Source organism: Aeromonas media (genome assembly GCF_020423125.1).
Classification (GTDB): Bacteria; Pseudomonadota; Gammaproteobacteria; order Enterobacterales; family Aeromonadaceae; genus Aeromonas; species Aeromonas media.
In genome coordinates, this window is record NZ_CP075564.1 from 3541803 (window position 1) to 3555901 (window position 14099).

Below are 14099 nucleotides of genomic sequence, written 5' to 3' on the forward strand. Positions count from 1 at the left end.
ACCTCCAGGCAGCATCATATCAGGGTTTTTACATGCATCACGCCATCGAATATCAGCATTTTTCTACTCCTTGCCTGCAGGTCGGCCCCCGCAAACGCTCCCCTCTGGGTCAGTTGCTGCGCGTCACCCGAGGTGCGGCGCTGCTGAGACTCGGCTCCCATGAGCTGTTGCTGACGGCGGGCAGCCACTTCTGGCTGTGCGCCGATGCCCTCGCCGCCTTCTCTCCCCTGGCGGGTTGTCAGCATGATTTGCTGACCTGCTCGGTGCGGGTGGCGCAACCGGCCCAGGCTGGCTGGTTGCAACCCACCCCGCTGATGGACGCCCTGCTGGACAACCTGGCCAGCTGGTCCAGGCCCCATGACTGGCAGGAGGCTTATGGCCACCGCCTGCGGGTCATCGGAGACGAGTTGCAAGCGTGTACCATCCTGGCGCAGGCAGATCAGCCGCTGCAGGCCGCCTGGCGCGCCCTGGCCGGCCAATCGGAAGGCAGCACCGCAGCCTGGCAGGCTTGCCTCGTCCAGCGCGGCATCGAGGATCCCGCCCTGGCGGCCGATGCGCTCGGTGCCCAGTGGCAGTTGCTGCAAGGGGTACGCCTGCTCAGAAGTGGCAGCAAGCCTGCCCAGGTCGTGGCAAAGCTCAGCTACCGGGATGAACAGGCTTTGGCGCAGGCGTGCCAGCACTGGCTCGGGCTGACGCTGGAGGCGGTGGCCTCCGCCCAGTGAACCGGACGAGAAAATAAATGAGGGTGGCAGGGTCCAGTTTTGCGGCTCGCGGTCGCTAATAACCGTTAATAACAACGGCATCATCCTGGTCACCACCCTCTATGCTGAACACCAGATTGACCGTCACCGATTAGATCAACAGGACATCCGCCATGACGAGCAAGGCCAACCAATCCCAGGGCATGTTGCTGTTTCACCTCTCAGCCAGGCAATCCTTCGCCATCGGCACCCTCAAGGTGAAGGAGATAGTCCCCTACACCCAGCTCACCGCCCTGCCCCATTCGCACCCGACCGTGCTCGGGGCGGCCAGCATGCGGGGCACCACCATCCCCGTGATCGACATGGCGATGGCGGTGGGCTATCGCCCGATCAGCCGGGAGGAGATGCCCAGCTGCTTCATCATCATCACGGATTGCCGCCGCACCCTGGTGGGCTTCCTGGTGCGGGGCATCGACAAGATCACCGAGTGCAACTGGCGCGACATAGAGCCACCTCCTCCTTCCCTCGGTCAGAACGTCTTCGTCACCGGGGTGACCAAGGTGGGGGATCAGCTGATCCAGCTGCTGGACGTGGAGCTGATCCTGTCCCGGGTCTATCCGGACGATCCCAGCCACCTCTACCCCGTGCTGACCGATGTACAGCGTGAACGGCTCAAGCCGATGCGGATCCTGCTGGTGGACGACTCCTCCGTCGCCCGCCGCCAGCTGATGGCAGCCCTCGATTACATCAACATTCCCTACGAGGTGTGCACCAACGGGCGCGACGCGCTCAGCCTGATGCAGTCCAAGGTCGCTCAGGGCAGCCGGATCGACATCCTGGTGAGCGACATCGAGATGCCGGGGCTGGACGGCTACGAGCTCGCCTTCGAGGTGCAGAGCGATCCCAGGCTCGCGGAGGCTTACATCATCCTGCACACCTCCCTCTCCAGCGAGATCAGCGTGGAGCGTGCCCATCAGGTCGGCGCCCACGAGGCACTGACCAAGTTTGAAGCCAACGAGCTGATCCAGGCGATGCTGCGCGGCGCCGAACACCACGATCGCCTGCCCGCCTGACACCGCGGCGGGCCATGGGCCCGCCGTCTGTTTCCTCTTCTCCCCGAGTCGTTGCATGCTGACAGAAAGCCACTTTCACGCCCCCTGGTGGGCCCGCAATCCCCACCTGCAAACCATCTTGCCGAAGTGGCTGCGCCGCTCGCCGGCACGCTTCACCCCGGAACGGTTCGAACTCGCGGATGGAGACTTCGTCGATCTCGCCTGGAGCGGGCCCATCAGCCCGGATGAGCGACCACTGCTGGTGCTGTTTCACGGCCTGGAGGGCAGCATTCACTCCCACTATGCCAAGGGACTGTTTGCCCATCTGCAGCGGCAAGGGAACGACGCCGTGTTGATGCATTTTCGGGGGTGCAGCGGCGAGCCGAACCGGCTGCTGCGAGCCTACCACTCCGGCGCCATCGAGGATGCAGAGGCGGTGATCGCCGAGCTGGGTCGCCGTTTTCCCGGCAAGCCACTGATCGCCATCGGTTATTCTCTGGGGGGCAACATGCTGGTCAATCTGCTGGCGCGGGCTTGTCCGGATGAACTCACCGCCGCCGTGGTGATCTCGGCCCCCCTACAACTGGCGAGCTGCGCCGACAGGGTCAATCAGGGATTCTCACGGGTGTATCAAAGCTACCTGCTGCGCACCATGCGAGCCAATCTGCAGAGCAAGATCCGCCATCAAGCCGCAGCCCAGTCCCGCTGGCAACCGCAGCAGGTCGACCGTATCGCCACCCTGCGCGACTTTGACGAGCAGGTCACGGCCCCGCTCCATGGCTTCGACAGCGCCGATCACTACTATCAGACCTGCTCCGGGCTTGGCCTGCTGGCGCGTATCCCCATCCCGACCCTGGTGATCCATGCCGCCGACGACCCCTTCATGACGCAGGCCGTGATCCCCACACCGGAACAGCTTTCCCCCCTGGTGCGCTACGAGCTGAGCCGGTGCGGTGGCCACGTGGGTTTCCTGCACGGTACGCCCTGGCGCCCCCGCTTCTGGCTGGAGGAGCGGATCAGCCAATGGCTGCGGGAGCAGACTCAGGATGCGAGCCGGTAGCCGTTGCGCCCCTCTTCCTTGGCCTGGTAGAGAGCACCATCGACCCGCTCGAGCAGCATGACCAGGCTCTCTCCCTGACGCCATTGGGCAATCCCCTGGCTCAGGGTGAGATGGGGAGCCACATCTGAGCCTTCGTGGGGCAACGCCCTGGCGGCCAGGGTAGAACGAATACGCTGCGCAACCCGTTCACCGGCGGCCAGCTCTGTCTCCTGCAGCAACACCACGAACTCTTCCCCACCATAGCGGGCCACCAGATCGCCGGGTTCGCGCACGCTCTCCTCCAGACATTCGGCCACCAGGATCAGGCACTCATCCCCCGCCTGATGACCATAGCGGTCGTTGTATCGCTTGAAAAAATCCACATCCAGCAGGATCACCGTGAGCGGCACCTCCAGCGTTGTGCCCTGTGCGATGGCGTGCTTGCAGACCCGATCGAAATGACGGCGGTTGGCAAGCCCGGTCAGGGGATCCCGATGGGCCATGGCATCCATCTTGCGCGCCAGCATCAGGTTGTCATACTCGCGCGACACCGCCAGCTCGAACCAGCGGTTGAGCATCCGCCGCCCCGTCTCCAGGATGATCAGCAAGCCCCCGACCGCCAGCCAGTGCACGGTGACGGACGGCACCATCACCCAGTGCTCCTCGAACAGCAGAAAGATCAGAGGCGGGGCACTCAGGCTATAGAAGACACGCCACTCGCAGTAGAAGGCGATCAGGGCCGTCAGCAGCAACAGGCTGACGATGTTGAATGCCAGGCTGAATCCCACGCTGAACTCGATGGTGGCAAGGGAATAGGCCATCAGAGCCCAGGCCAGTCCCCACAACATGGCACAACCCCAAAGCCAGGGCTGCCATCTCGATGCTCCCTGGCGAGAGCACCAGCGCCAGACCAGGGGAGTCAGCACGCTGGCCAGGATCACCAGGCCTATCTGCCACTCATACCCCCAGGTACCCCCTGGGCAGTCCAGCGATCGCCACCTGCCGGACATCCTGATACATATAGAAGCGAGCCAGCAGATAGAGGATCGCCAGCTGGCTGATGGCCCAGAACCAGCGCAACCCCGCGCTCAGGGCGTGCCGACGCGCATCCTGAAGATGCTGGTCGACGTGACTGGTTGGGTGACGCTGTTCAACTGATGCCATGGAAACCCTCGCTCAGGTCCAGATAAACTCCTTGCGCTTGCCGGTCAGACACCGACAATATCCGCATCGCTATGACTGAAGATGAAATCATGATTATCCCTTGGCAAGAACTGGATCCAGATACCCTCAACAACCTGCTCGAGCATTTCGTGCTGCAAGAAGGCACCGAATACGGCGAGCAGGATGTCAGCCTGGCCGACAAGGTCGAGGAGGTCAGACAGCAATTACTACAAGGTAGTGCCGTGCTGGTCTACAGCGAGTTGCATGAAAGTGTCAACGTCGTGCCAAAGACGCATTTGAGCAATGCGCCCGCCGACGATCTCCGGCAGGATTGATCCACGATCTGAACGGCGTCAGGCTCAGCCACCCCGGGGTACAGGCGGGAGAATGCCACGCCGGAGAATGCGGTCACCTCATCCGCAGTCTGACGCGCTTCACACGCAGTTATGTTATGCCCCCATTCGGCAATGTCAGCCCCGCCAGGGCGCCTGCACATGGAGGGCGACGGGGATCATGGTACAGCCGGGTCATGAAGGCGCACTTGACCGCACTTTGAACCTGCCCTTATAACGGAACTCCCAAGGAAGAGAGAATTCTATGTCGGCCAAGCATCCCATCATTGCGGTTACCGGTTCGTCCGGTGCCGGCACCTCCACCTCCACCAACGCCTTCCGCTCCATGTTCCACCAGCTCGGATACAAGGCAGCCGTGGTCGAGGGGGACAGTTTTCACCGCTATACCCGGCCCGAGATGGACGTGGCGATCCGCAAGGCGCGCGAGCAGGGGCGCCACATCAGCTACTTCGGCCCGGAGGCCAACGACTTCGGTCTGCTGGAATCCTTTTTCCAGGAGTACGGCCAGAGCGGCAGCGGCCAGTACAGACGCTACCTGCACAGCTTCGACGAGGCGGTCCCCTTCAACCAGATGCCGGGCACCTTCACCCCTTGGCAGGCGTTGCCGGGGGAAACGGACCTGCTGTTCTACGAAGGGCTGCACGGCGGCGTGGTGACCGGTGAACACAACGTGGCGCGGCACGTGGACTTTCTCATCGGCGTGGTGCCCATCGTCAACCTGGAGTGGATCCAGAAGCTCATTCGCGATACCTCTGAGCGCGGCCACTCCCGGGAGGCGGTGACCGACTCCATCGTCCGCTCAATGGATGACTACATCAACTTCATCACCCCGCAGTTCTCCCGCACCCACATCAACTTCCAGCGCGTGCCGACGGTGGACACCTCCAACCCCTTCAGCGCCAAGGTGATACCCAGCCTGGACGAGAGTATGCTGGTGATCCGGTTTCGGGGCATCAAGCAGGTGGACTTCCCCTACCTGCTGTCGATGATCGACGGGGCCTTCATGTCCAGAATGAACACCATAGTGGTGCCGGGGGGCAAGATGGGTTTCGCGATGGAGCTGATCCTGCGCCCCCTGATCCAGCAACTGTTAGAAACCGGCAAGATTACCTGAGCCAAGGAGCTTATGATGCGCGGTGCACTTCTCTCATTCACACTGGCAGCCCTGCTGGGCGGTTGCAGCGCGGGCCCTGCCGCCCCCACTGTCGAGACGGGGACCATGGTGGTACGCCCGGCAGACAACTGGCCCTACGGGGCGACGCCACGCTATGCGCTGGCGGAGCAGTTCCAGTACGCGGGCAACAGCGCAGCACCCTGGCTGGAGCCGGTGCAACGAGCCGTCACCCAGACGCTCGATGGCAAGGGTTGGCGCAGTGTGCCCCTGGATGAAGCCGACGTCTGGGTCGCCATCGGAGTGGCAGGCAGCCAGGACATGAGTGATGGGGAGATATTTTCCCGCCTCGGCATGACTCCAGGCCTGAATGCCGCCGCCGATGCGCGCAAGGGCACCCTGGCCATACTGCTGATCGACAGACGCACCCAGCAAAGTGTCTGGAGCAGCGCCATCCAGCTCGCCAGCGACGTGCCCATCGCCGAGGATGCCCGCAGCCAGCTGAGCCAGCAGCTTACCGCCCAGTTGCTGGGTTCCCTGCCCGCCCAGTGACCCTTACCCATAACAAAACAGCCTGCTTCAAGCAGGCCGTTTTGCATACACGCCGTTGCCACGGCATGGCGATTACTTCAGCTCGCAGGTCAGCTGGGTCACGCCACTCTTGATCAGGGTGGCCTGCTTGCCCTGTTGGGAGAAGGTGGTCACCCCATCGGAATAGCTGGCGGTCTCTTTGGGCGACTCGATGCGACCCAGCTTGTAATACACCCCGGCATAAGGGAACTGCACCATGTCGGCCTGGGCATCATAGGTGATGGCCAACAACTCTTCCCCGCACTGATACTGACTGTATTGATACTGGGTGGGCTGCGGCATGCTGCAGGCGGCCAGTCCGAACAGGGGAAGCAACATCATCATTTTTTTCATCGCACTTTCCTTATGTCATGGCGTTATCTACGGGACAAACTACAACTATCAAGCTTCAAGAATTTGATAACTATGGGTAATTTCTACCGCTTTTTCCAACATCAGGGACACTGAACAGTACTTTTCCATCGACAAGTCGACCGCGCGGGCCACCTGTTTCTCGGCCAAGCCCTTGCCGGTCACGACGAACTTGAGGTGGATCTTCTCGAACACCCGAGGCACCGAGTCGGCACGCTCCCCTTCCAGCTCCACATGGCAGGCGGTCACGCTCTGGCGCGCCTTCTCCAGAATGGAGACCACGTCGATGGAGCTGCACCCACCGACAGCCAGCAGGATCATCTCCATCGGGCTGGCACCTTCGCCCGGGTTGGCGCCGTCCAGCGTCACCTGATGACCGGACTCGCTCTCGCCCACAAACTTCATGCCTTCCACCCAGCTGACCTTGGCTTTCATCTCACTTTTCCTCTCAATGACGACGGTTCTGACGCCCATAGCATACCTCAAGCAGGGGTCGAGTGGCACATGCCCATCACCTTGCGCCCCCCCTGCTTCATGACCGTCTCACCCGGCACCGCGACTTGTTCCGAAACCACGGCAGACCCTGAAGGAAATAGATCGAAATCAACATCTCTCCCCCCCTTCTTGCCTAGAATGGCCCGAATGGCGCAGCAGATCGATGCACAGAGATGGACAGCAAAGTCCCAAAGCCTTGTCAGCACAGACAAAGGCTCTTATTCTACTGCGACCAAAGACTAAGGAATGGCAAGCTTGGCAACTTGCCTGGACGCACAGTCCATAAAAATGACACTACAGAGGAAGTCTCATGATCATTGGCAAACCGCAAAGCGATCCCACCCTCGAGTGGTTCTTGTCGCATTGCCACATTCATAAGTATCCCGCCAAGAGCACCCTTATTCATGCCGGTGAAAAAGCGGAAACCCTCTACTACATCGTCAAGGGTACCGTCGCCGTCCTGATCAAGGATGACGAGGGCAAGGAGATGATCCTCTCCTACCTGAATCAGGGGGATTTCCTGGGCGAGATGGGGATGTTCGAAGAGAACGAGAATCCGGAGCGTTCCGCCTGGGTACGTGCCAAAGGTGCCTGTGAAGTCGCCGAGATCTCCTACAAGAAGTTCCGCCAGCTGATCCAGGTCAACCCGGACATCCTGTTGCGCCTCTCCGGCCAGATGGCCAAGCGCCTGCAGCACACCAGCCAGAAGGTCGGCAACCTCGCCTTCCTGGACGTGACCGGCCGGATTGCCCAGACCCTGCTGAACCTGGCCAAGCAGCCGGACGCCATGACCCACCCGGATGGCATGCAGATCAAGATCACCCGTCAGGAGATCGGCCAGATCGTCGGCTGCTCTCGCGAAACCGTCGGCCGCATCCTCAAGATGCTGGAAGAGCAAGAGCTCATCTCCGCCCACGGCAAGACCATAGTGGTGTTTGGCACCCGCTGACCGGGTTCCCTGACGGCTCAGCACAGGGCCGTTGGATAAAAAAGGCTGCCACGGCAGCCTTTTCTGATCGTCTCCCCTATAATCCCGCACGCCCTTCCCCGGCCTCAACCAAGCGAGTGTGTATGCATCTTCAATGTCCCCTGTGCCGCAGCCCCCTGCATCTTCATGAAGCCTCCCGCGGGGTCTATTGCGACAACAAGCACCATTTCGATCCAGCCCCGGAAGGTTATCTGGATCTCATTCCGGGCAAGAAGGATCCCAAGGACAGCGACAGCCGGGCCCTGCTGCGTGCCAAGCGCCGCTTCCTGGAGCAGGGACACCAGCTGCCCCTGGTGGAGGCCATGGCAACCCTGCTGGCGCCGCTCGGCGAGCGCGAGCTGATCCATCTCGGCTGTGGTGAGGGGTACTACTGCCGCGCCCTGGCAGAACGCCTGCCGGGCTGGCAGTTTGGCGGCATCGATCTGGCCAAGAACGCCATCTTCGCCGCCAACAAGGCGCAACCCGACGGCCATTTCGTCATCGCCGATCCAGCCAAGGCACCGCTGCTGGCCGGCTCCGCCCAGGTGCTGCTGGTCAACGATCTCAAGATCAAGACAGAGCTGCTGGTCAGCCTGCTGACGCCGGGTGGCTACCTGCTCCACCTGCAACCCGGTCCGCGCCACCAGTGGCAACTGAGAGTCAGCCTCAACCCGGTGAGCATGGAGCACCCCCTCAGCTGGCCAGCCCTGGCCGGGCTAGTCCCCGTTGAGCGGCAACGCTGCCAGTTCTCCATGACCATGGATCAGGCTCTGCGCGCCCACGTGCTGGAGACCAGTCGCCTCGGCTGGCGCGCCGGCGGTGAGCAGCGTCACGCCTTCACCCACCAGGGGCCGGACGAGCTGGAGCAGGATCTGCTGTTGAGCCTGTGGCAAAAACCCCTCTGAACCCCATGAAAAAAGGCCCGTACGGGCCTTTTTTTATTGGCGTCTCTTACTCGAGAGGACGTCCGTTGACGGTGAAGGAGAGATCCGCCTCCGGTGCCGAGATGGGCCTCTGAACCAGGGTCTGGGCGGCGCAGATCACGGCGGCGCCCAATGGCTCGCTGGCCGTGGGCACGTTGACATGGAACTTGTTCATCACGTTGGCGTTCAGGCGATGATTGGCCAGCCGGAAGTGCAGCAGGCCTTCGCGGGTCTCCACCTGCAGTTGGCAATCCCCTGTCCCGGGCCGCTCGCCGTCAGCACCATAGCTGAAGCCGTAGGCACCGTGCAGGGCCGGATAGAGGTAGCTCGGCAACAGCCCGCGAGGATCGTAATACCCCACCAGGGTGGTCACCGGCACGCCGAATGCCTGCGGCTTGCGCGGAGTCCGTGGATCCACCACAGGCCCTTCGTTCCAGCGGCTGCCGTCCGAGGTGTAGCTCTTCTTGAAGCCACGGGAGACAGTGATCTGCTGGCCATTGACGAAGAGGATGCTGTTGTAGCTGGCAGCGTGATCCACGGTCAGGATGCGCCCCGCATTCCCGGCTGCGGCTGGCGGCGCCTGGATGTTGCGCGTCCAGTTGCCATCCCACATGGCTACCTTGACCAGATCATATTCCGTCAACAGGGCCGCCAGCTTTGCCTCGCTCAGATCGTTGATGGGCGCGCTGATCTGCTCCAGCTGCTCCACCCTGTGCTGGTAGGGCAGCATGGTGGCGGTGGCGGCATCCCACTTGCTAAACCCGGTCGGGGAAGCGGCATCGAACACCGCCTTGCTCTCGAGGAAGTGCTGGATGATGGCGGCCGAGTTCGGGGTATAGAAGGTGAAGCGGTTGAAGCCGGAGAAGGGCGCGCCGCCCGCCATGGCATCAAAACCGAACGGGTGGCCCTCGAAAGGCGCCTGGCACTGGCCGTCGAGGCAGGTGCTCTGGCCATTGCGGCCGGGGCCGAAGTTGGGAATGAAGCGATTGCGATCCCCATCCCAGCCCCAGCTCGAATTGACCGCCTCCGCGCTGCGGTGTACGGATCCCAGAAAGCCGCCGACGTAATGACCGAGACCATAGTTGTGGCCCACCTCGTGGCTGAATTCGTTGCCAAGGGAGCTGTCGAGGGTGACGATGCCACCGCCACCGGAGCCGCCGTGCACCTGGACGCCGTTGGCGTACTTGCCGCGGCTGTTGTGGGCCGCCAGCTGGGCCACCACATAGGGATGGCTGCCCTCCCCCTCGCCGGCGGTGCTGTTGATGCCATAGTTCGCGTTGTCGATACCGTGGGAGATCAGCTCCTTGCCGATACGTTGGCGCATGGTGCCGGTGTGCCAGCCCCCCTCGCTCGGGTCAAAGTCGGTGAGCAGGGTGCCGTTTGGCAGCATCACCTCCGGCAGCGACAGGGGGGCATACTGGCTGACGATCAGCCGGCTGGTGGGCACCGTCTGGAAATATTCCCGGTGGGCCTCGGGATCCCTGGCGAAGGCAAACTGATTGCGGGGCGTGGTCAGCATGCCGATGTCGATGGTGTGGATGAGCAGCTCGCTCGGGGCACCAACTTGCAGATCCACCAGTTCACCGCTCTGCGTCCCCTGACTCAATTGCAGGCTCAGGCCAGGCTGGATCCAGTCGGCTGGCAGCACGGCGCTCCAGGCGTCGGTCGCATAGCGGATGCCGTTGTTCTCGAGCTCCCCGTCCCTGATCCACTGGCCATTGACGAACTTGAACTGCAACGTCTGACCACGGGAGAGCGTCACCTGACGGCCACTGTAGCGCACCGTCGAGTTGTAGCCCGCATTGGAGCTTGCACGTACCATCTTGCCCTCCAGGGCGGCCCCCTCTGGCAGATAGATATGGCGCTGTCCCAATTACGTGTTGGAAGACTAACCTTGGAGTAGGTCATCACCTTGAGGGCCTCCATCATGGATACCCAAGCCTTCCAACATCTCCTTACCCTGTTCCCGCAACTCTCTGTCCGACAACGACATATCGCTCAACGTGAGTTGCAGCAACCCAGCTTGCCTTCTCGCATTAACGCCTTGCTACCGGATTGCCCTGCTTGTCCCCATTGTCATGCACAGCCAGACCAGCTTGCTCCCTGGGGCTGGACTCGGGGGTTACGGCGTTACCGTTGTAAACAATGCTTGCGGACCTGCTCTACCTTGACCAAGACGCCATTGGCACGCCTGAGAAAATCCCAATGCTGGCAAGCCTATGCCCAGGCGCTCATCGACGGTCTAACCGTCAGAGCAGCGGCTCGGCGCTGTGGGGTCAGCAAGAACACCGCCTTCCTGTGGCGCCATCGCTTTTTGCGTGCCATGGCGGAGCATCGGGCCGACCATGAAGGCGGGATTGTGGAAGTGGATGAGACCTTCTTTCTTGAGTCCTTCAAAGGCCAGCATGTCTGGTCACGACCAGCCCGACAGCGAGGTGGCAAAGGGCGAACCCGAGGAACGGGACCGGATTACATCCCGGTGGTCGTGGTGCAAGACAGGGAAGGCCATCTGGCCGATTTCCAACTGGAGCAACTGGATGCCAGGCATGTGAAGGCGGTCCTGGCGCCGCTAGTCGACAAGGATGCGGTGCTGTGCAGTGATGGGGCAGGCGTGTATGCGAGCTTTGCCCGTAGCCAGGGATTGAGCCATCAGGTGCTGCATAACCGGGCGGGACAGCGAGTGATAAGCGGTGCTTACCATATCCAGCATGTGAACGGGTATCACCGCAGGCTAAAGGAATGGATGGAGCGATTTCACGGTGTCGCGACGTCTTACTTGAAGCATTATCTGGGTTGGCGGCGGATGCTGGAGCGTTATCAACGAGGGATAGACGTCAGGTGTTGCTTGCATGAGGCGCTAGGGCGCCCCATGCAACACGTAATTGGGACATAGCCATAGATATCCCTGACCCAGCGGCCATCAGCGGTCTGCACCTCCACCAGTGCATGCTGCTCCAGGCGATCGCTCAGCAGGGCTGCCGTGGTGTCATTCAGCAGGGCCAGCTCGGCGCTGCTGCTGATGATAGTGGTGGTCCCCGCTCCCGGGGTGAAGTCGATCCCCTCCTCCGGCGAGCCATCGAGATAATAGGCCGTCTTCGGCAACTGCTCAGGCGGGTTGAGGGTGAGCGTCCCGAGCATCTGCCCGGCGCCGTCTCGCGCCGTCACCGTCATCGGCACGCCGGTCTCGGCTTGCAGCGGCCTGACCAGCAGCAGGCTTTTGCGCAAGGCAGTCAACCTGGGCTGGCTGTCCCCCTCGGCGACATGGGCCGGCAGGATCTGGCTCTGGGCAAACTGGACCTGCGCCGCCAGCGTGCCTTGCAGATCGTTGGTCGGGGCCTGGGTATTGAAGGGCAAGGAGGGGGGAACCTGGACGGCGGCCAACAGGGGGCCACTCGCCAGGGCAGCCATGATCAGGCTGGCTAACGGTGTTTTTTTCATTGTTATGGTTCTCGTTGTGATGGGCATGTCCACATGCCCTGCTGTTGGAAGCCTGAAAGACGGTCGGCACATCCGTCCACTGCACGTGACAGGGGCGGCCCGGCTAGTGCCGGGACCGCCCCAGAGACGCTTACCGACTCGGCGTCGTCCCCTCGCGCACCCCGGGATCCCCCGCAGCGATGCGGGCATTCAGGGTCTGGTGGATAGTCCGCCACTGGGATGCGAAGAAGATCCCCTCCTGACGACCGGCGGTCATGAGGTTGCTGCTGCGATAGGGATCCGTGTTACCCGTGTGCCATAGCCCCAGGTTATGACCCAGCTCGTGGGCCAGGGTCAGGGACTGACCCAGCTCGGTGGCGTTGCCTGGGCAGGCCGCGCGATAACCCGCCCGGGGGGGCGCGTCGTCCGGCCCTATCCCCATGGACGAACCGGCCCCGGAGCCGCTGCAGGCTCGCGCCGGATCCTTGTAACTGCGGATCACATAGAGGTTGGAGAAGACCTGTCCCCGGTTCGGGATCCAGCCCTCATCGAAGGGCGCCTCCCGCTCGGAGCGATCCGCCTCGTAGGATTCGCCGTCACCGTCCCGGTCCCACTCGTGCACCAGAACGCCGTTGTCGATCCAGCTGAGCTGGAGGTTGTAAGGGGCGTAGCGGCGAGTGATATCGCGCTGGATCAACACGCCATCGTCCCACAGATGGGTCTGGGTCTCCCCCGGATAGGAGATGTAGCTGTAAGAGAGGGTCACCGCCTTGGGGGCAGTGATGACGAGGCGCACGAGATCGACCCGCTCGCCGTTGGCCAGGATCGCCAGGTTGGTCTCCCCGGCCTGCAGCCCGCTCAGCACCAGCCGGTCTTCACCATCCCCCGGCTGGACCTGGAGCGTCGCCAGAGCCGGATCTGTGATGACATAGCTCAACGCCTGAGCTTCGGCCCCCGGCAACCTGCGGACATGGAGCACCTCCCCGCCGCCGGCGCTGCTCAGCAGCTTTTCTTTGAGAGGGCGGCTCAGGCCGGGGTCGAACGCCAGCCGGTTGGCAGGATCCGGCAGTACCTGGGCATGAGGATAGAGCGCCTGCTCCTGCACCCCTTCGGCGCCAAGCCAGAACTGGCCCGCCTCATTACGCTTGAAACCCTGCCTGTCGCTACCGGCCAAGTAGCGCAGGGTGAACTGGTAGTCCCGATCCGCCAGCACAGGGATGGGGGCACTGGGGGTGAAGGTGGTGCCACCGCTGAACGTCAGGGGACCGTCATAGAGCACCTCGCCACTGTCAGGATCCCTCAACAGGAGTGCGAACTGACGGTTGTTGCCACCCCAGTGTCCCTCCTTCACCTGGAATGTGCGAATGGACAGCCTCTCTCCCAGCAGCGGCAGGCTGTCTCCATTGATACGGAAGGGGCGGCTCAGCGCGTCGCCAACCACCATGAAGAGAGTGTCGTTGATGACGGGACCCTCATCCCAGAGCGTCCCCAGCACAAGCATCCTGGCGGGCAACTCACGCGCTGGATCATAAATGGTCACCGGCAACGAGAAGGTGGTGGTGATGCTCCCCCACCCCTTGAAACCATCCTCCGCGGGCAGACCATCGTCCTTGACCTGATACTGGGCCACATAGCTGCCCGGCACCTGGGTATTGACCGTGCTTTTCTGGCTGATGCGAGCCGTGAGATCGCCATCCTCGGCATCCCAGGCCGTCAGCAGGGGGGAAAAGGTCGCCCCCAGTGGCAGCATCTGGGCAAAATTGTTGACCAGCCCCTCCTGGCTGTAGATCTGGGGCGCGCTGTTGTCCTTGCGAAATGCCCCCGTGGTACTGCTCTGCTGGGCCATCGCCAGCGGCGCAAGCAGCACCCAGCCGAGCAGGGGAACACTCGCCCGCAACAGGGTGTGATGATTCTTCATGGGGTCTGTCCTTCATA

At 62.3% G+C, this 14099-nt stretch carries 14 protein-coding genes and 2 pseudogenes; 9 read left to right on the forward strand and 7 right to left on the reverse strand.

The features are described 5' to 3' along the window. Positions 1-32 precede the first annotated feature (32 nt). The 3 genes from KI797_RS16300 (at position 33) to KI797_RS16310 (ending at position 2813) form a co-directional block, all read left to right on the forward strand. On the forward strand, positions 33-722 hold the full coding sequence (locus tag KI797_RS16300; RefSeq protein WP_226170132.1) for a hypothetical protein: 690 nt from the start codon (positions 33-35) through the stop codon (positions 720-722). Between the two features lie 152 nt (positions 723-874). Then, a complete protein-coding gene (locus tag KI797_RS16305) occupies positions 875-1774 on the forward strand; it encodes a chemotaxis protein CheV (RefSeq protein ID WP_043133004.1) in 900 nt (299 codons plus the stop codon). Between the two features lie 55 nt (positions 1775-1829). Next, a complete protein-coding gene (locus KI797_RS16310; protein WP_226170135.1) occupies positions 1830-2813 on the forward strand; it encodes a hydrolase in 984 nt (327 codons plus the stop codon). Here KI797_RS16310 and KI797_RS16315 read toward each other — a convergent pair. Together KI797_RS16315 and KI797_RS16320 are read right to left on the reverse strand one after the other, a co-directional pair. Next, positions 2795-3802 (reverse strand): GGDEF domain-containing protein, encoded by a 1008-nt coding sequence (locus KI797_RS16315; RefSeq protein WP_226170138.1) that lies wholly within the window; start codon positions 3800-3802, stop codon positions 2795-2797. The genes KI797_RS16310 and KI797_RS16315 overlap by 19 nt on opposite strands. Continuing rightward, on the reverse strand, positions 3750-3956 hold the full coding sequence (locus KI797_RS16320) for a hypothetical protein (RefSeq protein ID WP_081805769.1): 207 nt from the start codon (positions 3954-3956) through the stop codon (positions 3750-3752). Before KI797_RS16320 ends, KI797_RS16315 begins: the two co-directional genes overlap by 53 nt. Before the next feature lie 89 nt (positions 3957-4045). Here KI797_RS16320 and KI797_RS16325 point away from each other — a divergent pair, with 89 nt between their 5' ends. From KI797_RS16325 to KI797_RS16335, 3 genes are all read left to right on the forward strand, one after another. Next, the gene (locus KI797_RS16325; RefSeq protein WP_041206316.1) at positions 4046-4291 is read left to right on the forward strand and encodes a YheU family protein; all 246 of its coding nucleotides are present in this window, start codon (positions 4046-4048) and stop codon (positions 4289-4291) included. A gap of 262 nt (positions 4292-4553) precedes the next feature. Further along, the gene (locus KI797_RS16330; RefSeq protein ID WP_005330514.1) at positions 4554-5423 is read left to right on the forward strand and encodes a phosphoribulokinase; all 870 of its coding nucleotides are present in this window, start codon (positions 4554-4556) and stop codon (positions 5421-5423) included. Between the two features lie 15 nt (positions 5424-5438). Then, complete coding sequence (locus tag KI797_RS16335) at positions 5439-5972, forward strand: DUF4136 domain-containing protein (RefSeq protein ID WP_226173153.1); 534 nt, start codon at positions 5439-5441, stop codon at positions 5970-5972. Positions 5973-6044: 72 nt separating this feature from the next. Here the strand turns inward: KI797_RS16335 and KI797_RS16340 are convergent, their stop codons facing one another. Next, entirely contained in the window at positions 6045-6344 is a 300-nt protein-coding gene (locus KI797_RS16340; protein ID WP_005330517.1) for a hypothetical protein, read from the reverse strand. A gap of 48 nt (positions 6345-6392) precedes the next feature. After that, complete coding sequence (locus KI797_RS16345; protein WP_041206318.1) at positions 6393-6797, reverse strand: OsmC family protein; 405 nt, start codon at positions 6795-6797, stop codon at positions 6393-6395. A gap of 370 nt (positions 6798-7167) precedes the next feature. Between KI797_RS16345 and crp the strand changes: the two genes are divergently transcribed. Together crp and KI797_RS16355 are read left to right on the forward strand one after the other, a co-directional pair. Beyond that, a complete protein-coding gene (gene crp, locus KI797_RS16350) occupies positions 7168-7806 on the forward strand; it encodes a cAMP-activated global transcriptional regulator CRP (RefSeq protein WP_025328082.1) in 639 nt (212 codons plus the stop codon). Between the two features lie 122 nt (positions 7807-7928). Then, on the forward strand, positions 7929-8729 hold the full coding sequence (locus KI797_RS16355; RefSeq protein ID WP_226170141.1) for a putative RNA methyltransferase: 801 nt from the start codon (positions 7929-7931) through the stop codon (positions 8727-8729). 46 nt (positions 8730-8775) lie between these two features. On the opposite strand, the pseudogene KI797_RS16360 reads toward KI797_RS16355, so the two are convergent. After that, a pseudogene (locus KI797_RS16360) lies at positions 8776-10611 on the reverse strand (M66 family metalloprotease); the annotation flags it as partial. Positions 10612-10674: 63 nt separating this feature from the next. Here KI797_RS16360 and KI797_RS16365 point away from each other — a divergent pair. Beyond that, the gene (locus KI797_RS16365) at positions 10675-11640 is read left to right on the forward strand and encodes an IS1595 family transposase (RefSeq protein ID WP_226170148.1); all 966 of its coding nucleotides are present in this window, start codon (positions 10675-10677) and stop codon (positions 11638-11640) included. 2 nt (positions 11641-11642) lie between these two features. Here the strand turns inward: KI797_RS16365 and KI797_RS16370 are convergent. Together KI797_RS16370 and KI797_RS16375 are read right to left on the reverse strand one after the other, a co-directional pair. After that, positions 11643-12191: pseudogene (locus KI797_RS16370) on the reverse strand (peptidase M66); the annotation flags it as partial. A gap of 124 nt (positions 12192-12315) precedes the next feature. Beyond that, positions 12316-14082: an immunoglobulin-like domain-containing protein gene (locus tag KI797_RS16375; RefSeq protein ID WP_226170150.1), complete on the reverse strand. Its 1767-nt coding sequence runs from the start codon at positions 14080-14082 to the stop codon at positions 12316-12318. Between the last annotated feature and the right edge of the window lie 17 nt (positions 14083-14099).